General features: G+C 35.5%; 22 protein-coding genes and 2 pseudogenes. 15 read left to right on the top strand and 9 right to left on the bottom strand.

Going from position 1 to position 25562, the window contains the following annotated elements; genetic code table 11:
* Window positions 1-46 precede the first annotated feature (46 nt).
* From porG to murI, 6 genes and pseudogenes are all read left to right on the top strand, one after another.
* A complete protein-coding gene (gene porG, locus GN105_RS08400) occupies window positions 47-736 on the top strand; it encodes a type IX secretion system protein PorG (RefSeq protein WP_155284964.1) in 690 nt (229 codons plus the stop codon).
* Window positions 737-749: 13 nt separating this feature from the next.
* Window positions 750-1475, top strand: coding sequence for an undecaprenyl pyrophosphate synthase (gene uppS / locus GN105_RS08395; protein WP_155284963.1), 726 nt, complete (start codon window positions 750-752; stop codon window positions 1473-1475).
* 4 nt (window positions 1476-1479) lie between these two features.
* Window positions 1480-4020: a BamA/OMP85 family outer membrane protein gene (locus GN105_RS08390; RefSeq protein WP_155284962.1), complete on the top strand. Its 2541-nt coding sequence runs from the start codon at window positions 1480-1482 to the stop codon at window positions 4018-4020.
* Window positions 4021-4081: 61 nt separating this feature from the next.
* Window positions 4082-4709: pseudogene (locus GN105_RS08385) on the top strand (OmpH/Skp family outer membrane protein); the annotation flags it as partial.
* A 191-nt stretch (window positions 4710-4900) separates the two neighbouring features.
* A complete protein-coding gene (locus tag GN105_RS08380) occupies window positions 4901-5434 on the top strand; it encodes an OmpH/Skp family outer membrane protein (protein ID WP_155284961.1) in 534 nt (177 codons plus the stop codon).
* A gap of 71 nt (window positions 5435-5505) precedes the next feature.
* Window positions 5506-6300, top strand: coding sequence for a glutamate racemase (gene murI, locus GN105_RS08375; RefSeq protein WP_155284960.1), 795 nt, complete (start codon window positions 5506-5508; stop codon window positions 6298-6300).
* Here the strand turns inward: murI and GN105_RS08370 are convergent.
* Genes GN105_RS08370 through GN105_RS08360 form a run of 3 tightly spaced genes read right to left on the bottom strand, consistent with a single transcriptional unit; the run spans window position 6297 to window position 10494 of the window.
* On the bottom strand, window positions 6297-8600 hold the full coding sequence (locus GN105_RS08370) for a penicillin-binding protein 1A (protein ID WP_155284959.1): 2304 nt from the start codon (window positions 8598-8600) through the stop codon (window positions 6297-6299). The genes murI and GN105_RS08370 overlap by 4 nt on opposite strands.
* A gap of 36 nt (window positions 8601-8636) precedes the next feature.
* Window positions 8637-9113 (bottom strand): gliding motility lipoprotein GldH, encoded by a 477-nt coding sequence (locus GN105_RS08365; RefSeq protein ID WP_155284958.1) that lies wholly within the window; start codon window positions 9111-9113, stop codon window positions 8637-8639.
* A gap of 46 nt (window positions 9114-9159) precedes the next feature.
* Window positions 9160-10494: a PSP1 domain-containing protein gene (locus GN105_RS08360; RefSeq protein ID WP_155284957.1), complete on the bottom strand. Its 1335-nt coding sequence runs from the start codon at window positions 10492-10494 to the stop codon at window positions 9160-9162.
* 325 nt (window positions 10495-10819) lie between these two features.
* On the opposite strand from GN105_RS08360, the gene azu reads away from it, so the two are divergent.
* The 6 genes from azu (at window position 10820) to truA (ending at window position 16639) form a co-directional block, all read left to right on the top strand.
* Window positions 10820-11353, top strand: coding sequence for an azurin (gene azu, locus GN105_RS08355; RefSeq protein WP_155284956.1), 534 nt, complete (start codon window positions 10820-10822; stop codon window positions 11351-11353).
* Between the two features lie 142 nt (window positions 11354-11495).
* A complete protein-coding gene (locus tag GN105_RS08350) occupies window positions 11496-11780 on the top strand; it encodes a hypothetical protein (protein ID WP_155284955.1) in 285 nt (94 codons plus the stop codon).
* 74 nt (window positions 11781-11854) lie between these two features.
* The gene (gene mutL / locus GN105_RS08345) at window positions 11855-13684 is read left to right on the top strand and encodes a DNA mismatch repair endonuclease MutL (protein WP_155284954.1); all 1830 of its coding nucleotides are present in this window, start codon (window positions 11855-11857) and stop codon (window positions 13682-13684) included.
* A gap of 12 nt (window positions 13685-13696) precedes the next feature.
* The gene (locus tag GN105_RS08340; RefSeq protein WP_155284953.1) at window positions 13697-14455 is read left to right on the top strand and encodes a rhomboid family intramembrane serine protease; all 759 of its coding nucleotides are present in this window, start codon (window positions 13697-13699) and stop codon (window positions 14453-14455) included.
* 49 nt (window positions 14456-14504) lie between these two features.
* The gene (locus tag GN105_RS08335) at window positions 14505-15887 is read left to right on the top strand and encodes a tetratricopeptide repeat protein (protein WP_155284952.1); all 1383 of its coding nucleotides are present in this window, start codon (window positions 14505-14507) and stop codon (window positions 15885-15887) included.
* 2 nt (window positions 15888-15889) lie between these two features.
* The gene (gene truA / locus GN105_RS08330; protein ID WP_155284951.1) at window positions 15890-16639 is read left to right on the top strand and encodes a tRNA pseudouridine(38-40) synthase TruA; all 750 of its coding nucleotides are present in this window, start codon (window positions 15890-15892) and stop codon (window positions 16637-16639) included.
* On the opposite strand, the gene GN105_RS08325 is transcribed toward truA, so the two are convergent.
* From GN105_RS08325 to GN105_RS08310, 4 genes are all read right to left on the bottom strand, one after another.
* Window positions 16636-17508, bottom strand: coding sequence for a hydroxymethylglutaryl-CoA lyase-like TIM-barrel protein (locus tag GN105_RS08325; protein WP_155284950.1), 873 nt, complete (start codon window positions 17506-17508; stop codon window positions 16636-16638). The genes truA and GN105_RS08325 overlap by 4 nt on opposite strands.
* Entirely contained in the window at window positions 17495-18172 is a 678-nt protein-coding gene (locus tag GN105_RS08320; protein WP_155284949.1) for an HAD family hydrolase, read from the bottom strand. Before GN105_RS08320 ends, GN105_RS08325 begins: the two co-directional genes overlap by 14 nt.
* A gap of 62 nt (window positions 18173-18234) precedes the next feature.
* A complete protein-coding gene (locus GN105_RS08315) occupies window positions 18235-20844 on the bottom strand; it encodes a heavy metal translocating P-type ATPase (RefSeq protein WP_155284948.1) in 2610 nt (869 codons plus the stop codon).
* 93 nt (window positions 20845-20937) lie between these two features.
* Window positions 20938-21096: a hypothetical protein gene (locus GN105_RS08310; protein WP_155284947.1), complete on the bottom strand. Its 159-nt coding sequence runs from the start codon at window positions 21094-21096 to the stop codon at window positions 20938-20940.
* A gap of 304 nt (window positions 21097-21400) precedes the next feature.
* Between GN105_RS08310 and GN105_RS08305 the strand changes: the two genes are divergently transcribed.
* Window positions 21401-21547, top strand: a complete 147-nt coding sequence (locus GN105_RS08305) for a hypothetical protein (RefSeq protein ID WP_155284946.1) — start codon at window positions 21401-21403, stop codon at window positions 21545-21547.
* A gap of 66 nt (window positions 21548-21613) precedes the next feature.
* Here the strand turns inward: GN105_RS08305 and GN105_RS08300 are convergent, their stop codons facing one another.
* On the bottom strand, window positions 21614-21910 hold the full coding sequence (locus GN105_RS08300) for a hypothetical protein (protein WP_155284945.1): 297 nt from the start codon (window positions 21908-21910) through the stop codon (window positions 21614-21616).
* Window positions 21911-21973: 63 nt separating this feature from the next.
* Complete coding sequence (locus tag GN105_RS08295; RefSeq protein WP_155284944.1) at window positions 21974-22612, bottom strand: ribonuclease H1 domain-containing protein; 639 nt, start codon at window positions 22610-22612, stop codon at window positions 21974-21976.
* A gap of 147 nt (window positions 22613-22759) precedes the next feature.
* On the opposite strand from GN105_RS08295, the gene GN105_RS08290 reads away from it, so the two are divergent.
* Together GN105_RS08290 and GN105_RS13115 are read left to right on the top strand one after the other, a co-directional pair.
* Entirely contained in the window at window positions 22760-23893 is a 1134-nt protein-coding gene (locus tag GN105_RS08290) for a helix-turn-helix domain-containing protein (protein WP_155284943.1), read from the top strand.
* Window positions 23894-24016: 123 nt separating this feature from the next.
* Window positions 24017-24364 (top strand): annotated as a pseudogene (locus GN105_RS13115) (carboxypeptidase-like regulatory domain-containing protein); the annotation flags it as partial.
* Window positions 24365-25562 lie beyond the last annotated feature (1198 nt).

The raw sequence follows: 25562 nt of genomic DNA, 5'->3' as shown, positions 1-25562 counted from the left end.
TGTGATTTTCCATAAAACTTATATATTTGCACTTTGTCGTTATTGTATGCATAGGTATTTATATTACATAGCAATTCTTTTAGGGATGCAGGCAGTGACAGCCCAAACTCACGAAATAGGTGTTTTTTTGGGTGGCAGTAATCCTATTAGTGATGTTGGGAGAACACATTATGTACTTCCTAACAAGTTGGCTTTCGGAGGTTTGTATAAGTGGAATTTTCACGACAAAATGGCTTTGCGTTTGCAAGTAAGCACAACTAAGTTAACAGGTAAGGATAAACAATCTGATGTAGCGGGGAAAGCGAATCGGGGTTTTTCTTTTTCCAATAAAATAGTTGAAGCGAGTTTGGGAGCAGAGTATAATTTCTTCAAATTCAATATGCACAAACCACTGGACAGACCCATAACACCTTATCTATTCACGGGAATTTCCTACATTGAGCACGATGATTTGTACTTTGAAAGCTTATTGATAAGTTCGCAGGAAGCGAAAAAAACATCAAAAATATACAGCACTTGGGCACTTCCCGTTGTGCTTGGTGTAAAAGCAAAAATGGGAATATATTTTGTAGTGGCAGTTGAGGTAGGAACACGCTTTACTTTTACAAATAATTTGGATGGAAGTGCTCCTAAATATGGTGTTTCGTTTGGAAATGTTGCAACTAAAGATTACTATACATTTTCAGGCGTAACATTAACTTACACATTCGGAAGAACACCGTGTTATTGCAATTAGGATTAAAAAGAATATGGAAGAGATAACAAATTATCCTAAGCATCTTGCCATTATTATGGACGGTAATGGTCGTTGGGCAAAGAAGCAGGGAATGATGCGAATTTTTGGTCACGAAAATGCAATGAAAGCAGTGAGGCAAACAGTGGAATATTGTGTAGAAAACAATATTGGCTATCTTACCTTATATGCTTTTTCTACAGAGAATTGGAATCGTCCTGCCATTGAGGTAAATGCCTTGATGGAGCTTTTGGTTAAATTCTTAAAAAAGGAATCGAAATCTTTAAATGAAAACAATATTCGTTTAAAAACAATAGGAAGATTAGAGCTTTTTCCTAAAAAAGCGAAAGAAACATTATTAGAAACAATTGATAAACTGAAGAATAACACGGGGCTGACACTCACTTTGGCTTTAGGTTACGGAGCTCGGGAAGAGCTTTCTACGGCTATAAAAAATATAGCTACGGATGTGAAAAATCAAGTTATTTCTGAAGAAAATATAAATGAATCTGTAATTAATTCATATCTTTACACTCACGATTTGCCAGATGTGGACTTGCTCATCAGAACAAGCGGTGAATATCGCATCAGTAACTTTTTATTGTGGCAAATTGCGTATGCCGAATTGTATTTTACGGATGTACTTTGGCCTGATTTTAATAAAAATCACCTGAATGAGGCGATATTAAATTATCAAAAAAGAGAAAGAAGATTTGGAAAAACAAGCGAACAACTTAAGTAAACGTATGTCATTGAAGAAATATTTATTTATAGCATTGTCTGCAATAGTAGGACTTGTAAATGCTCAAGAGGAAGAGAGATTATCAATAGAGAATGGGAAAAAATATATTATCGGAGGAATTGAGGTAACAGGTTCAAAACGTTACAATGCACAAACTATTTTGACTACTTCAGGGCTGAGAGTGGGTGATGAAATTATTATTCCGGGTGAAAAATTTAGTGCCATAATCCACAAATTATGGGGATACAAGTTGTTTAGTGACGTAAATATTTATATCCAACGAATTGAGGGAGATAAAGCATTTTTGGAACTTGCCATTAAGGAAATTCCGTCTCTTATTGAAGCAAAAGTAACCGGAATTCGTGAGAAAAAAGCTGAGGAAATTATAAAAAATGCCAATTTAAAGAAAGGAACAAAAGTAAACGAGAGTTTCATTGCGGATACCAAAAATTATATTGTCAATAAATATCGAAAAGAAGGATATTTGAATACGAAAGTAACTATTGATACTAAGGTAGATACCACAGATGCCAACGGAGTGAATATGCTGGTTCATATTGACAAAGGAAATAAAGTAAAGGTAGATAAAATTACGTTTGCTGGTAATGAGAAATTTTCTGATAAAAAACTTCGCAGAAAGCTCAAAAATACGAAACAACGTACTTTTGGTCGTTTTTGGAAACGTTCAAAATATGTAGCTAAGGACTATGATGAAGATTTAGTATCGTTGGTTGATTTTTACAAAGAAAATGGATATCGTGATGCTCGAGTTGTAAGTGATACATTAACCTATGATGCTGAAGGTAATGTAAATCTGAACATTGCTTTGGAGGAAGGGCACAGATATTACTTTGGAGATATTCGTTTTTTAGGAAACTCAGTGTATAATGACCGTATTTTACACCAAATTTTAGGCATCAAAAAAGGAGATGTTTATAATGGGGTTCATCTTAAAAAACGTATTCAAGACCCAACAAAGCCTGATTCAGAGGATATAGCAAATTTGTATCAAAATAGTGGTTATCTGTTTTCTCAGATTGTTCCTGTAGAAACTTCTGTGGTAAATGATACAATTAATTTTGAGATACGTGTGGTGGAAGGAAAACCAGCATATTTTAATAATATCACAGTTATTGGTAACCAACGCACGAATGACCACGTAATTTTCCGTGAGTTACGTACTCGTCCGGGATATTTGTATAACAAAGACGCTGTGGTTCGTACAGTTCGTGAATTAGGTCAGTTGCAACTTTTTGATGCTCAGAATATTATTCCTGATTTGAAAAATGCAGATCCTAATGCAGGTACAGTAGATGTTGAATATAATTTAACAGAGACAGGCTCTAGCCAAATACAACTACAAGGTGGTTATGGAGGAGGTTCTTTCATTGGTACATTAGCATTGGTTTTCAATAACTTTTCGATCAGAAATATTTTCAACAAGAAGGCTTATGATAAAATGCCAATTCCAATGGGTGATGGACAGAATTTATCTCTTAACATACAAGCTAGTAGATATTACAGAACGTACGGATTCTCATTTATGGAGCCTTGGTTTGGAGGAAAACAGCCTGTGCAATTTTCAGTTTCATTCAATCGTACAGAGCAATTTGGATATGATTACCGAACTTTTGATGTGGACAGAAGTAAAAGAGTTTTCATCACGGGAGCAAGTGTAGGATTGGCAAAACGTCTCAGAGTACCTGATGATTACTTCCAGATTTCGCACGCTTTGAGCTACCAGCATTATGATTTAAGAAATTATTCTTTAGGGTTGTTTACCTTCAACGAAGGAGAATCTAACTCTTTGGCATATACGGTTGCTCTCTCAAGAAACTCAAGCGGACCAAATCCAATTTTCCCGATGTCGGGTAGTAGTTTTTCAATCAGTGCAAAGGTAACGCCACCATACTCGTTATTTAATAATGTGGATTATAAATCGTTATCTGCTGAAAGTTTACAGGCAGAAGCTGACAGAGATGTTGCAAAAATGGCAGAAATCGATCAAAAACGTTTCCATTGGTTGGAATTTTACAAAATAAAACTTAACGGAACTTGGTACACAAATATTTATGACAAATTGGTATTGAAGTTCGGGGCAGATTTTGGATATTTAGGTGCATACAATAAAGATAGAGGAATCGTACCTTTTGAAAGATTCTTTATGGGAGGTGATGGTTTGGGATATTATTCAATGGACGGACGAGACAACATCCAAATGCGTGGATATACGAATTATTCGCTTTCATCACCTGATGGAGAAAATATTTATAACAAATTTTCTTTGGAGTTGCGTTACCCAATTACGTTAAAGCCAATGGCGTCAATTTATGGTTTAGCCTTTGCTGAGGGAGGAGGAACTTACTCAGGTTTTTCAAATTTTAATCCTTTCCAAATCAAGCGTTCGGCAGGATTGGGCTTGCGATTGTTTATGCCTCAATTTGGTATGTTAGGAATTGATTTTGGTTATGGTTTTGATAAGCCGTTAAACTCAAATACCAATGGCGGTTGGCAAACTCATTTCATTTTTGGACAGCAATTCTAAAAATTTGGCACGATATTTTCTATGCAATAAAAACGGAAGAACACGTAAAAGTTTTTTAGCTATGATAAAACTAAAACATATCTTGCTTTCGGGCTTGTTTTTAATAACAAGTTTTATATTCGCTCAAAAAGGGGTTAAGATTGGCTATGTGGATATGGATTTTATTTTGTCAAATTTGGAGGAATATAAGGTAGCTAATGAACAATTTGCCTTGCAAGTAAATGGCTGGCAACTTGAAATAGAAAAACGCCAAAAGCAAATTCAAGATGAAAAAGATAAGCTGGAAGCTGAAAAATCATTGCTAACGGCTGAACTCATCAAAGATAAGCAACAAGAAATAGATTTGCTTGAACACAATTTGAATGCTTATAAAGAGCAAAAGTTTGGAGCTGAAAAAGGTGAGTATGTTACTCAAAAATTTATGTTAGCCAAACCAATTCAAGACCAAGTATTTAATATTGTTCAAGAAATAGGGAAGCTCAGAAAATATGATATGATTTTTGAGAAAAGTGAAGTTTCGATGCTTTATTCAAACAATCAGCATAATTTAACCAATGTTGTACTTCGCATTTTAAGGCGAAAAGACAATGCGGAGGACAGAAATAAAGAAATAGGAGAGCTTCTAAAAGAAAGTTATGATTTTGAGTTTGTTGATGAACGAACAAAAAAACGCAAAGAATTAGAACAAGAAAAGGAAAGGAAAAAAGCCGAGTACGAAAAGGAAAAACAAAAACGTATAGAAGAAACACAACGCAAACGAGCAGAAGAACAAGCTCAAAAAGAGAAAGAAAAAGCTGAACGCCAGCAAAAACAACAAGAAGCAAAACAAAAAAAGAATAAATAGAGTACTAACATTAATAATTTATAAACACAAAGTAAGATGATGAGAAATTTTAAAACAATTATGATTGCGTTGGCTCTTGTTTTAGGAGCAACATCAATGGCTACTGCACAAAACAAAATAGCCCACATCGATACACAAAAACTTTTAGAGGAAATGCCTGAAAGAAAATCGGCTGAAGCTCAGTTGAAAAAATTACAACAAACGTATGAGGCTGATTTTCAAGCATCTATCAAAGAGCTTCAAACTAAAGCTCAAGCGTATCAAAATGAAGCGGCTGCTTTAACAGAAGCTCAATTGAAAGCAAGAGAATCAGAATTCCTTAAAAAATCAGAAGAACTTCAAACAATGGAGAACAATCTGCGTCAGGCACAGCAAACAGCTTCTATGACAATTCAGAAAAAACAACAAGAATTGATTGAGCCAATTTTGAAAAAAGTAAGAGCTGCTGTTGAAAAAGTTGCTGCTGCACAAGGAATTCAATACGTTTTGGATTCAAGCAATGGTTCAGGAGTGATTGTAGCTAAAGGAACTGATTTGTATAGTGCAGTAAAAAAAGAATTAGGATTTTAATTGTCCATAATATACAAATAATTTTAGTTAAAAGTGTTCGTGTTTTGCGGGCACTTTTTTATTTTTGTATTATGATTAATAAAGAAAAGCCAATAGGATTATTTGATTCAGGGGTAGGAGGAACCACTATTTGGAAGGAAATAGTAAAACTTATGCCTTATGAAAATACATTGTTTCTTGCAGATAATAAAAATGCTCCGTATGGAGGAAAAACGAAAGAAGAAATTATCGTTTTATGTGAAAGAAATACGGAATTTCTGCTGGAAAACAAAGTTAAAATCATTGTAGTTGCTTGTAATACAGGAACAACAAATGCAATCTCACATTTGCGTTCCAAATACAAGGATATTTCTTTCATAGGTATAGAGCCAGCTATTAAGCCCGCTGGATTACAAAGTGTTACCAAAAAAGTTGGTGTTTTGGCAACTAAAGGGACACTTTCAAGTGAATTATTTATGAAAACAAGTAATGATTTGATTAAAAAAGAGGGAATTCAAATCGTTGAAAAAATAGGCGAGGGGTTGGTTAATCTTATTGAAAAGGGACAAATCGAAAGCCCTGAAATATTTGAGTTATTGAAAAAATATTTACTTCCTATGGCGGAAGAAAACATAGATTATCTTGTGCTTGGTTGCACACATTACCCGTATTTATTGCCTCAAATACAAAAGATTATCCCAGAGAATATAAAAGTGATAGATTCAGGATATGCTGTTGCGAAGCAGACAAAAAACGTACTTTCACAGAGTAATCTGTTAAACGATAGCCAAAGAAAACCCCATCACATTTGGTTTAGTAATGGGAATTTATCTGTTTTGCAACAATTTGCTCCTAATATTGATAATTTAAAACTTCAACAGATTTAAAAATCAATCTGCCCGAAATCATCTCCGTCACTTGATTGTTCATCTTTTTTACAATCAACGGGGATTTCCATATTTTGAGGAGAAGGAAAAGCGGCTTTTGATATGCTCAATTCTTTGTCTTCATAACACTTTTTCATATAATATCCCCAAATGGGTAGTGCCATTGTTGCTCCTTGTCCGTAGCTAGTACCTTTAAAATGTACAGCTCGGTCTTCGCCACCTACCCAAACTCCTGTAACCAAATTCGGAACCATTCCCATAAACCACCCATCACTATTATTTTGAGTTGTTCCCGTTTTTCCTGCAATTGGATTTGTAAATGCGTACGGATAACCTGTCATTACATTTTTGTACAAACTGTTATAAGAATCAGCTCCTTTGGTTCTGAGCCTTGCTCCCGAACCATATTGCGTAACTCCTTCCATCAGATTTACAACAGCACGAGCCACATCAGCACTTACAACATCGTGAGTTTCAGGAGTATTTTCAAACAGAACGGTTCCGTTTTTATCTTCAATACGGGTTACCAAAATAGGTTTGACATATACGCCTTCGTTGGCAAATGTGCCATAAGCTCCTACCATTTCGTAAACTGTAGCATCAGAAGTACCCAAAGCAATTGAAGGCATTTCCGGAATTTCAGAGGTAATTCCTAAATTTCTAACCATATTAATTACAGGAACAGGACCCACTTTATCCATCAGATTGACTGTAATGGAATTGACTGAATTTGCCAGAGCATACTTTAGTGTCATCATTTTACCCGAGAACTTCCCGTTGGAATTCTTAGGACACCAAGCAGTTATGTTTTGATATTTTCCTTCTTCGATACAAGTTTGAATATCAGGTAATTCGTAGCAAGGAGAATAATGTAATTGATCGATTGCAGTTGCATAAACAAAGGGCTTGAATGTAGAACCGGTTTGTCTGGCACCTTGAATCACTTGGTCATATTGGAAATGCTTGTAGTTGATGCCTCCTACCCAAGCTTTTATGTGTCCCGTTTGTGGTTCCATTGACATCATTCCTGTACGCAAAAAAGCTTTATAGTAAAGAATGGAATCTTTCGGGGTCATAATTGTGTCTTTTTCGCCTGCCCACGAAAAGATTCTCATTTCCGCTTTTTTCTCAAAAGATTCTTTGATTTCTTTTTCAGAATATCCCAAAGATTTCATTTTTCTCCAGCGTTCAGAATGCTTCATCGCTCTTGATATCAAGGTGTTGAATTCATCTTTGGAAATATCTAAAAACGGATAAGTTTTATTTTTAGTAGGATTATTTTCTGCATCAAAAGCTTTTTGAAGTCGCATCATATGTTCTCTCACAGCCATTTCTGCATAGGTTTGCATTTTTGAGTCTATGGTTGTGTAAACTTTCATTCCGTCTAAGTACAGATTGTGTTTTGAGCCGTCTGGTTTAGGATTTTTTTCAATCCAATCTCTCATATATGAACGCAAATATTCACGGAAATAGGTAGCAATCCCTTCATTGTGGCTTTCGGGCGTAAAGTTAATTTTCAGAGGAATTTGTTGTAAAGAGTCTCTAACTTTGTTGCTAATGTAATTATTTTTAGCCATTTGCGAGAGAACTACATTCCTACGATTGGTAACCCCTTTTGGATTTCGCACCGGATTGTAAAGAGAAGAATTTTTAAACATTCCCACCAACACAGCACTTTCTTCAATTAATAAATCTTGTGGTTCTTTATCAAAAAAGATACGTGATGCGGAACGGATTCCATCTGCTTGATAACCAAAATCATATATATTGAAGTACATTGTCAGAATTTCTTCTTTGGTGTATTGAGTTTCCAAACGTGTGGAAATAACCCACTCTTTAATTTTCTGAGTATAACGCTCCAATCCGCGAGCTTTTGTTCCGTGAAATAGCTGTTTTGCAAGCTGTTGTGTTATTGTTGAAGCTCCACCTTTGCTTCCTAAAAAGGCAATGGCACGCAATGTTCCTCGAGCATCAATTCCAGAATGTTCGTAAAAACGTTCGTCTTCGGTGGCTACCAATGCGTCAACCAAATGTTTTGGTAAATCCTTGTATTTCACAGGGGTACGGTTGTCATCCAAGTAAAATTTACCTAACGTTTTTCCGTCTGAACTAACTATTTCTGTGGCTAAATTTGTTTCAGGGTTTTCAAGTCTTTTAAAATCAGGCATTTCTCCTAAAAATCCCCAAGAAGCAAACATAAATAAAAGTAGCACGAATATTACACCACCAGCAAATATCCGCCAAAACCATTTTACAAAAAAGTTTTTATTTTTTTTGATATTATTTGTATCTTTTACCATAAATATTTGAATATCAATTTTTTGATTTTTATAGATTTAATTGGCTTTTTCTATGCGTAAACCTACTTCTGTAATTCCTTCCAAAAGCTCAATCCCTTCATTTTCACCAATTTTTCGCATTGCTTGTTCTATTTTTATGGTGTATTTTCCGGTTGAAGGAAAGTTGAAATTTTCTTTATACCATAATTTACTTTCTTTAATAGCAGAAAAGCCATAGCCAAGCCACTCACCCTCAGGAGTTGCCATTTCGTATTGTAAAGTATCTACGATTACCTTGTTATTAGGTTGTTCTAATTTTGTGATTATGAATAAGTTACTAAATTCGTACTTTTCATCATTACGTAACATTATGAACAGATTTTTCTTAGTAATTGTGTCCGTTTGCTCAAGTTGAAATAGAATAGGTTTTCCCTTTTCCCAACCATTAGAAAGAGAAATATATTGGCTGTATTCAACATTATCATTGCAACCTGTTAGAAAAATAAGTATAAATAATATTTTTAAAAATCTCATTTTTAGGGTTTTAATCAATTTTTAAGAAATCGCTAAAAGAATAGAATTATTTTTCTTTGTTTGTATTGTTTCTATTGTTTGGTCTCTTTTTGGTATTTGGCTTCTTTGATTCGTTTGTGTTTTTTAAATTTTTTTGAGTATTTTCTTTATGAGGGTTTGGCTGTTTTTGTTCTTTCACATTTTTAGGGAGATTATTCTGGCTTTCTCCTTTCTGTTGATTTGGATTTTTCGCCTGTTTTTGATTTTTTGGGCTTTTTTTACCTTTTTTTCGTTTATTGGCTTTGTCAAATCGGGTGATATCTTCCTCAAACATTTCCTTATTGTTATCGCTACTCAAAGTATCTGACATCCCAACTCCGTCACTTACAATGGCATAGCCATCCAAAGAGGTTACTTTCTGATTTTTTTCGTTCATAGTGATAATTTCTTTAACACTATCAACGGAAATTTTATACCAATTTATCGGGTCATCATCGTATGTGAACCACATAAATCGTTTGAAAATATCTATCTTTTGGCAACTTGCTCTTCCTTTTTCTGTTATGAGTTTGACTTCTGTTTTTGGGAAATCCTGTAAAGCATCAAGATAGGTATCTAATTCAAAGTTGATGCAACATTTCAGTTTCCCACATTGCCCAGCCAATTTTTGAGGATTTAATGAAAGTTGCTGATAACGAGCAGCTGCCGTAGTTACTGTTCTGAAGTCAGTTAGCCAAGTGGAACAGCAAAGCTCTCGTCCGCACGAACCAATTCCGCCCAAGCGAGCTGCTTCCTGACGAAACCCAATTTGTCGCATTTCTATCCGAACAGAAAAAACTCGAGCCATATCCTTTATCAACTGACGAAAATCAACACGTCCTTCAGCCGTATAATAAAAGGTAGCTTTTGAGCCATCTCCTTGAAATTCAACATCTGATATTTTCATTTCCAACCCCAGAGCAATAGCCAGCTCACGTGATTGTTTTTGAACGGCTTCTTCCTTGTTCCGTGCTTCCTGCCAAATGTCAATATCTTTTTGATTTGCTTTGCGATATATCTTTGGAACGTCATCACTTTTCCAATCAATCCGATGCTTCTTCATTTGCAAGCGAACTAATTCTCCTACTAATGTAATAACGCCTACATCGTGTCCGGAATTCGCTTCAGTAGCAACAACATCGCCTATTTGTAGAGGAATATTTTCACTATTTCTGAAATATTCTTTTCGGCTGTTTTTAAAACGTACTTCTACACAATCGAATTGTTTTTGTCCACCGGGCATTTGTGTGTTTGAAAGCCAATCAAAAACGGCTAATTTACCGCTTCCGCAGCCCCCTGTTCCGCAATTACCTGTTCCACAGCCTCCTTTTTTATTTTTTGTTGTGCAATTATTGCAACTCATCCTTGTAATTCTATATTTTTTGCAAGAGATTGATAAAAAAATATGCTTTATCTCTTGTTTTATTAAGTTAGTTAAAATTGTATAATTGTTAGTTTTTCTTCTCAATGAAAGAACTTCAAACTGCAAAAATACATTTTTTATTTTACTTATAATAATAAGATAATAGGTTTTTATGTTGTTTTGTATTGAATAAGAATGGGAAGCAGCAAATTTTTTACCGTAGAAGATGATTATTTTTTTGAAAAAATGAATGTTAAAAGTAATTCAGAATTATTTTAAATAGAAAAAATGTTATATCTTTGTCCGAAATTAAATTAATATTCGTATGAAAAAAGTATTTTTAGTGGCTCTTATGGGAGCGTTTGTTGTATCGTGTGGTAATACAGAAACTAAGAAAAATGAATCGAGTTCTTCAATGGAAGCAACTCACAACCACGACCATTCAATGCAAGAGCAAAAGCCGGCAGCAACAGAACAAAAAGTTGAAGATGGTGCAATTGTATTGGAAAGTACCGACCAAATGACCTTCAGTACAAATGAAATCAGAGTAAAAGCAGGTGAGAAAGTTACTTTGACATTGAAACACGTTGGTAAAATGCCAGTAGAAGTTATGGGACACAATTTCGTGTTATTGAAACAAGGAACTGACCTTGCTGCTTTTGCAGGAAAAGCGATGAATGCAAAAGCCACAGATTATGTGCCTGCTGGAAGTGAAGAAGTTATCGCTCATACCAAAATGATTGGTGGAGGTGAGTCAACAACAATTACATTTGATGCTCCCGAGAAAGGAACTTATGATTTTATGTGTTCATTCCCTGGGCATTATGCAATTATGAAAGGGAAATTCATCGTTGAATAAAAATAATAAGTAATTTATTATCTACGTTAGGCTATCCTGCTTTTTGGGTAGCCTTTTTGTTTTAAATTAATTTTTCGTACTTTTGCAAAACCTGATGAGTGGGGTTTCTCAATAAAAAGATAAAGAGTAAAGGAGTAAAACTATGAAGGTTAGGATTTTCTATCTGAAGAAAAATAAAAAATACAATTACACGCCTCGATATTATGAGGGTAAGGATTTGGGAAATCCGTATGAGTTTGATTCACGCATACGAAAAGACCGTGAAACGCAAACCAACCATTTTACTGTAGAATGGCAAGATATCCGAAAAGAGAGCCGTAATCGTAAAAATAGAGAAATCAACAAAACTTTTTTGGTAGTTTTGGCTATACTTATTTTTTTAGCACTCTATCTTCTTGATTTTGATTTATCAATATTTAAAAAGTAACAGAAAAAGAGTCTTTTATTTGAAAGTTTTGAGAACAATTTAAGTAATGTTTTTTAGCTTTCTGACTTCAATATATGACAGATATAATTCGCTTATTACCAGATCACGTAGCTAATCAAATTGCAGCAGGAGAAGTGATTCAGCGTCCTGCTTCGGCTGTGAAAGAATTGCTTGAAAATGCCATTGATGCCAAAGCTACAGAAATTAAACTTATCATTAAAGACGCAGGTAAAACCTTAGTGCAAGTTATTGATAATGGTATTGGTATGAGCGTTACAGATGCTCGTTTGGCTTTTGAGCGTCACGCAACTTCAAAAATTCAAAAAGCAGAAGATTTATTCCACTTACAAACAAAAGGATTTAGAGGTGAGGCTTTGGCTTCAATTGCTGCGATTGCTCACGTAGAGCTAATTACAAAACGCCCGTCTGATGAATTGGGAACGGAACTTCGTATTGAAGGAAGCAAAGTTACTTATCAGGAACCTTGCGTAACTGCCAACGGAACGTCCATCGCGATGAAAAATCTGTTTTTTAACATTCCCGCTCGTCGGAATTTTTTAAAATCTGATTCTGTGGAACTTCGGCACGTGTTAGATGAATTTCACAGAGTTGCATTGGCTCATCCAAATATCCATTTCTATTTTTATAACAATGGAAGTGAGCTGTTTAACTTGCCCGTTGCAAATTTTAGGCAACGGATAGTTCACATATTTGGGGCTAAAACAAATGAAAAATTAGTTCCTGTTGAGGAAGAAACTCCTATACTGAAAATCAGCGGATTTATTGTAAAACCCGAATATATCACAAAAAGTAAATCATTACAATTTTTGATGGTTAATCATCGTTTTGTGAAAAGTAGATACTTAAATCACGCAATTACAACGGCTTATGAAGGTTTGATTAACAATCAGCAGCAACCCGATTATTTCATTCAGCTTGAGGTTGACCCGTCTTCCATTGATATTAACATTCATCCTACGAAAACTGAGGTTAAATTTGAGGATGAACACAGTATTTATGCTCTTTTAAAATCGGCAGTAAAGCACAGTTTGGGACAATTTAATATTGCTCCGACGCTTGATTTTAACAGAGATGCTTCTTTTGATATTCCGTACAATTACAAGGATAAAGAACCTATTTTTCCGAAAATAGAAATAGACCCTGATTTTAATCCTTTTAAGGAAGAAATAAAGTCAAAATCATCATATTCAAATAGTTATTCACATCAATCAAAAAAGCAACCTGCTTGGGAAAGTCTGTACTCGGAAATAGATTCCGGATTGAATAATTTTGAACCTCAAGTGATTGAAAGTAAACTATTTGATGCTGAACCTCAAATATTACAAACCGGAAAAAAAATCATTTCCTTTGGGCGGAAGTACCTCGTAACGACATTGGGCGGAGAATTAATTGTAGTTAATGTTCATCGAGCTCATCAACGTGTTTTGTATGAGGAATTTCTAAAAACCTTACAATCAAGTAGCACGGCAAGCCAGCAATTAATGTTTCCTATTGAACTTTCTTTTTCAAAGCCCGAAATTGAAAGTATTTTAAAATTGAAACAATTTTTTGAGGATATCGGATTTATAATTGATATTGAAGTAGATAAAGTGATTCTGACCGGAATTCCGCTTCATATTTCGGATAGTCAAATACCAGAGGTTTTTTCGGAAATAGTACAACAACATATTGAAAATGTATATGGAGGAGAAAACTCTCAAAAAGAAGCATTTGCAAAAAGTATTTCTAAAAATTTGGCTGTAAAAACAGGGCAAACTCTAACAGAGGAAGAGCAAGAAACTTTACTGAATAATTTGTTTGCTTGTGAAGAAAGTTTAACTTCGCCCTTTGGAAAACGAATTTACAGCACATTTTCATTAGTTGATATTGATAAATATTTTTAATTTTAAAAAATTATGGAACGCATAACGCAGACAGTCAAGCACTTGGTAATAATAAATGCTATTTTCTTTGTTGTTGTAAAATATAATCTTATACCAAGCCTAAATCTGGAGGAAATAACTCCTATCTATTTCTTTGAAAATCCGCAATTTAATTGGTGGCAAGTTATTTCCCATATGTTTATGCACGGAGATTGGGCACATTTATTTTTCAATATGTATGCACTTTGGGCTTTTGGAAGTCCGTTGGAACATATCTGGGGAAGAAATAAGTTTTTGTTTTTTTACCTTTCCTGCGGAATTGGAGCTGCACTGATACATTCTGGCGTAAATTATTATTATTTCCAACAAGGTCTTCAGGCTTTGGAAGAGACTGGATTTTCTGCCGAAATGGTAAAAAGTATTTTAGCTGAAGGTAAATATAACACCGCTTGGGAACAAATCATTTCAAAAAGCACTTTTGATGATATGATGTCAGCGTATTTCACACCAGCGGTTGGGGCTTCAGGAGCGATTTACGGTATTTTAGCGGCATTTGCAATGATGTTTCCTGATGCTAAATTGATGCTTTTCTTCGTTCCTTATCCTATAAAAGCAAAATATTTTATCCCGATTTTGGTGGCATTGGACTTATTTTCAGGAGTTACAGGATTTTCTGTTTTCGGCGGAAATATCGCACACTTTGCTCACGTGGGAGGAGCTTTAATGGGCTTTTTGATGATGTGGTACTGGAGAAAAAAATCGTTTGACCAAAATCGCTGGGATAGAAGATAATTAATAAATTATTTTACTTCTTTTTATAAAATATAAGATAAATCAGTTTATGCAATTTTTTTCAGAAGAAGAAAATTATTCTGTTTCGAAATTCGAGTCAATGTTACAACAAAATCACATTTTGTTTTTTGATGTTGATGAATTTGAAGAAATTATTGAATATTATTTGGAATTAGGAAAAATGAGTAAAGCCAAGCACGCGTTGCAAATTGGCTTGAATCAGCATCCTTCGGCTATATCATTGAAACTCTTGCAAGTAGAAGTGATGATTTTTGAAGATGAATTGCAACAAGCATCACTTATTCTTAACGAATTGGAATTGCTTGAACCTTCAAATTCAGAAGTTTACGTACAGAAGGCAAATCTATATTCCAAACTTAATCAACACGAAAAGGCAATTGATTTGTTAAAATTCGCACTTCCGTTAGCTGATGATTTAGTAGATGTTTATTCGCTCATAGCAATGGAATATCTTTTTATAGAAAATTATCAAGAAGCGAAAAAATACTTCAAAAAGTGTTTATCGGAAGATATTGAGGATTATATGTCATTACAACAATTGCTTTTCTGCTATGATATTTTAGAAGAAAACGATGAAGCAATTGCTTTTTTGAATTCATATTTAGATAAAAACCCGTATTGCGAGGTGGCGTGGCACTATTTGGGGAAACAACATTTGGCAAAAGAGGAATTAAAGGAGGCGTTGCGATGTTTTGATTTTGCTATAATAAGCGACGATACTTTCACGGGAGCTTATTTTGAAAAAGCTAAAGTGCTGGAAAGACTTGAAAATTATCAGAAAGCCATTGAAAATTATAAGATTACGCTTACATTAGATGATGCTTCTCCTTTGGTATATCTGCATATTGGGCGTTGTTTTGAGAAAATGAATGATGATGCCACCGCCGAACAATATTATTTTAAAGCAGTGCACGAAGACCCTCAATTGAGTAAATCTTGGCTTACATTGGCTGAATTTTACTATCTCAGAGGGAATCATTCCAAAGCTTTGAAGTATATAAATAAGGTGTTGCTTCTTGAGGATAATAATCCGTATTATTGGCGTCGTTGTGCCGAGATTAATTTCTGTTTGCAAGATTATGAGCGGGCAGAATATGCTTTTAGTCAGGCAGTTGAGTTTGGTGATTATTCATTAAATACGTTGATTAATTGGACGGATTTGCTGTTATTAAATGAAAACTATGCCAAAGCCTTATCTGTTGCCTCAGATACGATGCGTATTTTTCCTGATGACGTAACTACTTTCTATCGTTTGTCAATTGCTTTTGCCGGTATTGAAAATTTCTCGGAATCAGAACGTTATTTGAAACTTGCCTTTGAAAAAGGAAAAGAATGGATTGCTTTTTTCGATAAAAAATTTCCGGCTTTTTTTAGTTTGGACTTTGTAAAAGAAATAATGAAGAAAAACTAAAAATGCGATATTTCATAGAATTTTCATACAACGGGAAAAATTATCACGGATGGCAGAATCAACCGCATTCGGTTAGTGTTCAGGAAGTTTTGGAGAAAAGTTTGAGTACGCTTTTGAGAACAAAAATAGAAATCGTTGGGGCAGGACGAACCGATAGTGGAGTACACGCCTTACAAATGTTTGCTCACTTTGATGTTGAAAAACCGATTGATAACCAGTTGGTTTATAAATTGAATGCGTTTTTGCCTAAAGATATTGCGATTCATAAAATTCATCGTGTGAAAGATGATGCACACGCTCGATTTGATGCCATAAAAAGAACTTATGAATATCATATTTGTACAAAGAAAGACGCATTTCGTTATGAATCAAGTATGTATGTAAATCTTCCGTTAGATGTACAAAAGATGGAAGAGGCAGCAAAAATCCTTTTTGAGTATGTTGATTTTCAGTGTTTTTCAAAGTCAAATACGGATGTAAGAACGTATAATTGTAAAATTTACGAGGCTTTTTGGAGACAAGAAGAGTCGCTTTTAATTTTCACGATTTCGGCAGACCGTTTTTTGCGAAATATGGTACGAGCCATCGTAGGAACGCTGGTTGATATAGGCTTAGGAAAGAAATCTATCGTTGATTTTCAGAAGATTATTGAAAGTAAAAATCGTTGTAAGGCAGGTGCTTCCGTGCCTGCTTGTGGTCTTTTTTTGAAGAAAGTGGAATATCCTGAAAATATTTTTATAGCAAACGATTAATTATCAAAAACTTTCATAGCCTCATTATAGCTACTTTCAAAGGCTAAAAGATTTAATTGAGCTGAAATCTTCTCCTTCTGAAGATAGGAAATTAGCTTTTCGGTAGGCATATTCCCGACAAGTTCGTCTTTTGCCATTGGGCAACCTCCATAACCACGAATAGCTCCATCGAAACGCAAACATCCTGATTTATAGGCGTTATCTACTTTTTCAAACCAATTATTAGCCAATGTGTGAAAATGAGCTCCAAATTCTACATCTGGATATTTTGGAATCAGGTATGAAAATAAGTTAGCAATCACTTTGCCGGTAGCATTTCCTACGGTATCGGAAAGCGAGATGATTTTAATGTCTTTCCGGATGAGTTTTTCAACCCATTTTTCTACAATTTCTTCATTCCAAGGGTCACCATAAGGATTCCCAAAACCCATAGAAAGATAAACAACTAATTCTTTCCCGTGTTTTTCAGTTTGATTTTTGATATAATCCAAAGTTATGAGGCTTTCAGCTATGGTTTTGTGTGTGTTACGCATCTGGAAATTTTCTGAAATGGAAAACGGATAGCCCAGATAATCAATTTGTTGGAAGGATAAAGCCTCATCGGCACCTCGCTCGTTAGCGATGATGGCGAGTAATTTGCTCTTGGTTTTGCTTAGGTCTAATTTTTCAAGAACTTGTGATGTGTCCGCCATTTGCGGAATAGCCTTGGGCGATACGAAACTTCCAAAATCAATAGTGTCAAATCCCACATTTAGAAGCGATTGTATATAATCTATTTTCTTTTCTGTGGGAATGAATTTTTTGAATCCCTGCATTGCATCACGTGGGCATTCAATTATTTTTACACTATTTTTTTTAGAATTTTCCATTGGTTTTGATTAAATTATCAATGAAATCATCTGTGATATCATTCATAGAGTGGATTAACAAATCGGATTTTGAAAGGTCTTGATTTCCTGAATTTGGATTTTTGAATCCAATACAATTCATTCCCGCACTTTTGGCGGCTTGCACACCGTTTTTGCTATCTTCAAGTACCCAAAAGTTTTCAGGTTCAGCCTGATACCATTTAGCTACCTTGAGGAAAATCTCGGGAAAAGGCTTGCTAAATCTCACATCATCGCCACTGATAATTACGTCGAAAAAATGGCTGATGTTTATCTTTTTTGTGAAATAATCAATTAATTTTCGGGAAGAAGAAGACGCCAAAGCCAGTGAAAATCCGTGATTTTTTAACTTTTCTATGACATTTTTAACTCCTTGTACTTCAGTAACTTCTATTTCTTCAAATCGTTCGTAAAAATAACTTCGGTGAAATTGCAATAATTCTTCAGCCTGCTCGGAACGATTGGCATCGTGTTTTATTTTTTCCCACATAGGAATTGCAGACATTCCTGTCAGAGTTTCTTCGATGTAGCTTTTAGGGAACGGAATTTCAAGTTGTTGAAAAACTTCGTGAATGATTTGACAATGCATCGGCTCACTATCCACCAGCACTCCGTCCATATCAAAAATAAAATATTTCGGATTCATTTTTCTGTAATGTTTCAGAGCCAAAAGTAGTATTTTATTTAATGATTAACAAATTGCAAAAATCATAACTTCACAGTTCTCAAACGCAAAGCATTGGCTATCACACTTACCGAACTGAAACTCATTGCCAAAGCTCCTAACATTGGTGAGAGCAAAATTCCGAAAAAGGGAAACAAAATTCCCGCTGCGACAGGAACCCCAATGGTGTTGTAAATCATTGCAAAGAATAAATTTTGTTTAATATTCTTCACCACGGAATGACTTAGTTTTTTGACCTTTACAATTCCGCTTAGGTCGCCTTTTACCAGCGTAATTCCGGCACTTTGTATGGCTATGTCGGTGCCTGTACCCATTGCAATCCCTACATTGGCTTGTGCAAGAGCGGGAGCGTCATTGATTCCGTCGCCTGCCATTGCTACAATCTTCCCTTGTTGTTGTAGTTTTTCCACCTCGTTTTGCTTATCTTGCGGTAACATTCCGGCTTTGTAGTTTTTCAGACCGATTTGGTCGGCTACAGCCTTCGCCGTGAACGGATTGTCGCCCGTCAGCATTATAATTTCTATTCCGAGTGCTTGCAGATTTTTCAAGGCTTCCGTCGTGGTTGTTTTGATGGGATCGGAGATGACCACAGCCGCGATAATTTCCTTGTTTTCAACTAAAAAAGAGATTGTTTTGCCTTTCTGTTGTTCTTGTTTGACCTGTTTGTTTATTGAAACGGGAAGCAAAATACCTACATCGGCAATGAGTTTGTCGTTCCCGAAGTAGTATTTGTTCTGACCGAAAGTTCCTGAAACGCCTTTACCCGAAACGGCTTTAAAATGTTCTATCTCAAAGGCACTTACGTTATTCTGCTTGGCATAATCATTGGTGGCTTTGGCAAGCGGATGCTCGCTATTTTTGTTCAGAGCGTAAATGATGGTCAGTAATTGATTTTCAGTATAGTCGGAAAAGGAAATTATCTTCTCCAAACTCGGTTTTCCCTCAGTTATGGTCCCTGTTTTGTCGATAATGAGCGTATCAACGGTATCCATACATTCCAAAGTCTCGGCATTTTTGATGAGAATTCCGTTTTGAGCTCCTTTCCCGATGCCTACCGTTACTGACATTGGCGTTGCCAAACCCAAAGCACACGGACAGGCGATAATCAGCACGGCAATGGCATTTACTAAGGCGTATGTATAGGCGTTTTCCTCCCCGAAGACCATCCAGAGGATGAATGTAATGATCGAGATGATGATAACGATGGGAACGAAGTACGATGAAATCCTATCGGCGAGTTTTTGAATGGGAGCTTGGCTTCGGATTGCTTTTTGAACCATATCCACAATTTGAGAAAGCAATGTTTCTGCTCCCACCTTTGTGGCCAGCATTATGAAACTGCTTGTACCGTTGATTGTTCCGGCCGAAACGAGGTCTCCTGCTTGTTTTTCTACCGGAAGAGGTTCGCCCGTAATCATACTCTCATCAATGCTTGCCGTTCCTTGTATGATTTCGCCATCAACAGGGATTTTTTCACCCGGTTTTACTCTTAAAACATCATTCTTGATTACTTCGCCGATGGGAACTTCCTTTTCTTCCCCGTTAATAATTTTGGTAGCAGTATTAGGAGCCAAGCTTAGCAATGTTTTGATGGCATTTTGCGTTTTTCCGTGTGCTGAAGCCTCCAATAATTGTCCTAACATTACTAACGTAAGTATCACAGTGGTTGCTTCAAAATAGACGTGTACCTCTCCGTGATGCGTTTTGAACTGTGCAGGAAACCAATCGGGGAAAATCATTCCCGTTACGCTGAAAAACCACGCAATTCCGGCTCCAATTCCGATAAGAGTAAACATATTGAAATGCAATGACTTCAAACTCTTCCACGCTCTGACAAAAAAGATATTGCAAAAATAAAAAACAACAGGCACGGAGAGCATCAACTGCACCCAATTCCAATATTTTTGTTCCATTAGCTGATAAAGAATATTGTTTGGAATCATTTCGCTCATTGCGATAATGAAAATAGGAATGGTAAAGGCTACCGAACCCCAAAATTTGAATCGAAGTTCCTTTAATTTTTTAATCTCGGCAGAATTTTCATCGGAAGAAAAGGCAGAAACTTCTTCCACCAAGTCCATTCCGCAGATAGGACAGTCGCCCATCTTATCATAAGTCTTATCGCCTTCGCATTGCATTGGGCAATAAAAGATTCCATTGCCTTTTGAAGTATTTTCTGTTGTTTGTGCGATGGGTTCGATGGTCTGTTCAAAGGTTTTGCACAACAGATAATGAGTCCCTTCCAAGCTGCGACTTAATTTGGCAAACGAAACGGGTTTTGATAGGCATACTACCACCTTTTTTTCCTTTGCATTGACTGAAATTATCGTTACGCCATCTACCTCTTGCAATGCTTCACGAACCGTATTTTCACAACCCGAACAACTCATTCCCTTTACGAAGTACGTGTAGGTCTGTGCCTCTTTTAAATTGGTATGAATGCTGTAATGGGTGTTTTCCAATGCTTTTTCGAGTTGGTTGAAAGGAATTGCTTCATCGGATTCTATTTCAACTTGTTGCGAATCCAAGTCTATTGTAACGGAACGAACGTTCGCAACGGCAGCAAGGGCTGTCTGTACGGTTCCCACACAACCATAACAGCTCATTCCTTTTATATAATATATCTGTTTCATAGTATTTTACGATTGATGAATTATAATTAATGATTTGTTGTAGATAAATATTGCACAAAATTATAAAAAAAAGAAGATACTAAATAACAGACTTCATACAGAAATGAAATTAGGGGTGATGCAAAAAGTATGATGCCTTAAAAAAGAAGTATTTTTGTCAGGCTGAGCGTAGTCGAAGCCTTGTAATGATAAGGCTTCGTCACATACTCCGTCTTCACGGACTTTGCTCAGCCTGACAATCAGAACTACCATCGTACTTTTTATAACACGACTAAAAATTAATACCTCTTTGATGCTTCGGAATATAATTTTAATTATCAGGAATATATTTTTAATAATAAAAATGGTTAAATAACTGTTTTTGAATGTATTTTTTATAAATAATTTGATTTTGAAATCTTTAAGAATTGTTCATAAGATAATTAATTTGATGTATCATATATGTCAAATAGTTTTTTTAATAATAAGAATTGTTTCAAAAATGATTCGATAAAAATCCTTATTTTTTTTATAATTTGTTCTTTTCCTTCGATGAAAAGAACCAAAAATCAAGGCTTTGGATACTTTACTAAAAATCAATTTCATTCTGCTGAAAATATCCAAACTCGCTAATGCTCAAACAATGGATATTTTCCGAGCTACATTCATTGATTTTTTTAATGTTTCGTCTCCAATGCCAAAGGAAAAAATATTGAAATACTGAATTTTATCAATTCTATGAAATGAATAAAAATATAGTAAAACTATTATTATAATAATTAAGATACTTTTAAATATATTTCGGATAACCTCTGAAATGGTAATTATGATTAAAAAGGTCATCTGAAGCATCTCTGAGGTCATAATTATTATCAAAAAGGTTATCCGGAGCATCTCTGAGGTCATAATTATCATCAAAAAGGTCATCCGAAGCATCTCTGAGGTCATAATTATGATTAAAAAGGTCATCTGAAGCATCTCTGAGGTCATAATTATGATTAAAAAGGTCATCTGAACCACCTCTGAGGTCATATTTAGCAGTTTTGATATACTTCGGAAGAAATGAAATAGGGTAGGGAAGAGGCAATAAAAAATCCGTTCTGTAAAAAGACTTTACAAAACAGATAAACAATGATTTATGAGGAGTTTATTAATTGTTTTTTCGTCCGAAATCAGCAGGAATTTCGCCCCACGCTTTGGTTTCCCACTTTAAAATATGATTGGGGAAGGTGTTTTCGTGCAACCAAATTTCGGCACGCTCAATGAGTTCAAATATTTTTCGGTTTTTGTCGTTTTCCGTAACGTTGGTTTTGCAGTTTTTTTGTCTTACCCAATTGATGGCAATCTTACTGTCGGAATAAATGGGAATTGTTTGGTTTTGTTTTTTGAGCAAAGCCAAAGCGTGTACAATCGCCAGAAACTCACCGATATTATTTGTTCCTCCCTGCATCGGCGGAATTCTGAAAAGCTCCTTTCCGGTTTGTGTATCAACTCCGCGATACTCCATCACACCGGGGTTACCGCTGCAAGCAGCATCTACCGCAATGGAAGGAATTTTCGGTTTTCCTATTTGTTTTAATTCATTATCAGAGAGTTCGGATTTAAAAAAGGTTTTGCCTTTGTAATTGTCAAAACTTTCGGAAAAAGCCTTTCGGGCAAGCTCCAAAGAAGGAAAACTTTTGTATTTAGCATTCGGGAAACCCTCCACAGCGTTTTTGCACTGCTCCCACGAGGAAAAAACGCCTGTTTTATGTCCTTCCCAAACAACGTAAAACTTTTTTTTAGCCATTGTTATTGAAATTGGGCAAAGATAATTATTCTGCCGAAAAGACGGAACTACTTTTTTGAGGAAATCTTTTTTGGAAAAAGCAAAATAAACATTTAACTTTGCCCGAAGCATCAGTATAATCTGATAATAAGTATTATAAATATCATTATGAATACTATTTTTACGATAGGAATCTTTCTTTCGCTGTTTTTGGCTTTTTTGTTGTTTACCAAGCGGAATAAAACCTTGTCTGATACTATTTTATCGGTTTGGATGTTATTCATTTCAATTCACCTGTTAAGCTATAACTTGCATTATTTGGGGTATTGGAAGGTATATCCGCATTTGGTGGGGCTTACGCATCCGTTTCCGTTACTTCACGGACCGTTTTTATATCTGTATGTGGTATTTTCATTGCGTTCAGACCAGAAATTCCGCCGTAAAGATATGTTGCACTTCTTGCCCTTTGTGATTGATTATTTAGGAATGTTTCCTTTTATTTTCGGTTATACCGCTCAGCAGAAATTGCTTATGGACAGCCAAGATATAAACAGTGAATATCAGTGGTTTTTTATTCTTTCGTTGGTGGCTTTCGTTATTTCAGGGATTGCGTACCCTATTTTGTCATATCGGAAAATTACAAAGTATCAACAACTTATCAACGAGAACTTTGCTTACGAGGAAGGAATCAGTTTGCGGTGGCTTAAAATGCTAATTATGATGCTGGGAATGATTTTTTTGGTGGGAACTATCATCATTTTGGTTCGCGAGGTGTTCCAAATCGATTTTGGGTTCAATTCGGATTTGATTATTTTCGTGTTAATCGTGTTATTGGTGTTTCTTATTGGTTTTTCGGGCATTCGTTATCAGGGAATTTTTACGGAAAAAGCCATAAAGGAACATAGTATTGTTGAGGCAAAAGCAGTTTCGGAGTACAGAAAGTCAGGCTTGAAGTCCGATGAAGTTACACAATTGCATCAAGAGATGTTATCGTTAATGAAAGAAAAGAAACCATATCTTGAACCTAAATTAACGTTGAGCCAATTAGCAGAACAATTGGCGATTTCTTCCAACAATTTGAGTCAGGTTATTAATCAATGTGAAGGTAAAAATTTTTATGATTTTGTGAATAGTTACCGAGTTGATGAATTCATAAAACGAGCCACGAATGATAAAAACAGAGGATTAAATCTGCTCGGGATTGCACTTGATTCGGGGTTTAATTCCAAATCTTCATTCAATCAAGTATTTAAAAAGCATACGGGAGACACTCCTTCTAATTATTTGAAAAACAATATTTAATATTATCTCGTTCAAAGAAAACACGTCCAATCCTGCCCGATTGGACGTATTTTTTGTCTGCATATATAGGTCTGGACGATTGTTTTTTATTTTTCTGGCAATTTTGCCGAAAAAAGATTAACGATGAAACGATTTATTTATTTTATGCTGATTGTTTTTTTGAATTTGGGAGGTTTCATAACCTATGGACAAGCACCCATTTTTCAAAATTTGAAAGGAAAAGTATTTGATGCGAACACTCGCGAACCACTTATGGGAGCCACAGTAGTTATTGAAAATTCCAATCCTGTATTGGGAACAACCACTGATGTTGAAGGAAATTTTTTCATTGACAAAGTACCGATTGGGCGACAGACAATAAAGGTTTCGTTTATTGGATATGAAAGTTCAATTATTTCAGAGTTGATGATTACCTCATCAAAGGAAGTTGTGCTTGAAATTGCCTTAAAGGAAAACATTACCCAAATGGAAGAAGTTGTGGTACAGGCATCTCTTCAAAAGGAACGTCCACTTAACGCGATGGCAACCGTTAGTGCACGGTCGTTTTCGGTAGAAGAAACCACTCGGTATGCAGGCGGAATGAATGACCCGGCACGTTTGGTATCTGCTTATGCCGGAGTTACGACTGGTAATTTGCAGGATAATTCTATTATTGTTCGTGGAAATGCTCCGCAGGGTGTTGCTTGGCGATTGGAAGGTGTTGAGATTCCTACGCCACATCATTTTGCCGGTGCGAATGTTGCCGGAGGTGGTATTGTTACACTTTTTAGCAATCAGGTGTTGGGCAATTCCGATTTTTTCACAGGAGCTTTTCCTGCCGAATATGGTGATGCGTTGGCAGCAGTTTTCGATATGAAATTGCGAACAGGAAATGCTTCAAAACACGAACATACGGCACAAATCGGTATTTTAGGACTTGATTTTTTTTCAGAAGGACCTATTTCTAAAAAAAGTGGAGCATCTTATATTTTTAATTATCGCTATTCAGCTTTTGGTTTGTTGGGAGATTTGAATCTTATTCCATCAGAACAAAAACTTAAATATCAAGATCTTTCTTTTAAATTTAATTTTCCTACTAAGCGTGCCGGAACGTTTTCTTTTTGGGGAATTGGAGGTATTGACCACACACATAAAAGTGTTGAAAAGAATCCTTCCAAATGGAAAGTTGATTTTGACCGTATTGAAAATAATTGGGATACACATTTGGGAGCAACCGGAATTACGCACCGAATTAGTACGGGAGGAAATTCGTTTTTGCAATCTAATTTAGCTTTTTCCGGAGTAAGTGCTTTTATCAAAACAGAACGATTAAGCGATGATTTACAGAATTTTACTCCTGATATGGATTTGAAAAATATTACAAAAACTTTCACATTTGCCTCTACATTCAATCAAAGATTTTCCTCAAAGTCGATGCTAAAGGCTGGATTTACATATAAGAGATTATTTTACAATTTTGATTTGAGCAGTACGCAAGATCATAACTTACCGCTAACTTACGCACAACTCATTGATGATGACGGATATACAGATGCCCCTGAATTCTTTACTCAACTGAGGTATAATCTCTCTTCTACCTTTTTACTTAATGTGGGGTTGCATACAAATTATTTTGGATTGGGTAAGGAATTTATTTTGGAGCCGCGTTTTGGTGCACAATGGGCTTTCC

Origin of the sequence: Capnocytophaga felis (assembly GCF_009684755.1) — a bacterium.
In the GTDB taxonomy this organism is placed as follows: Bacteria; Bacteroidota; Bacteroidia; order Flavobacteriales; family Flavobacteriaceae; genus Capnocytophaga; species Capnocytophaga felis.
The sequence above is the reverse complement of the archived record's forward strand: the minus strand, read 5'-3'. Positions and strand labels throughout refer to the sequence as shown.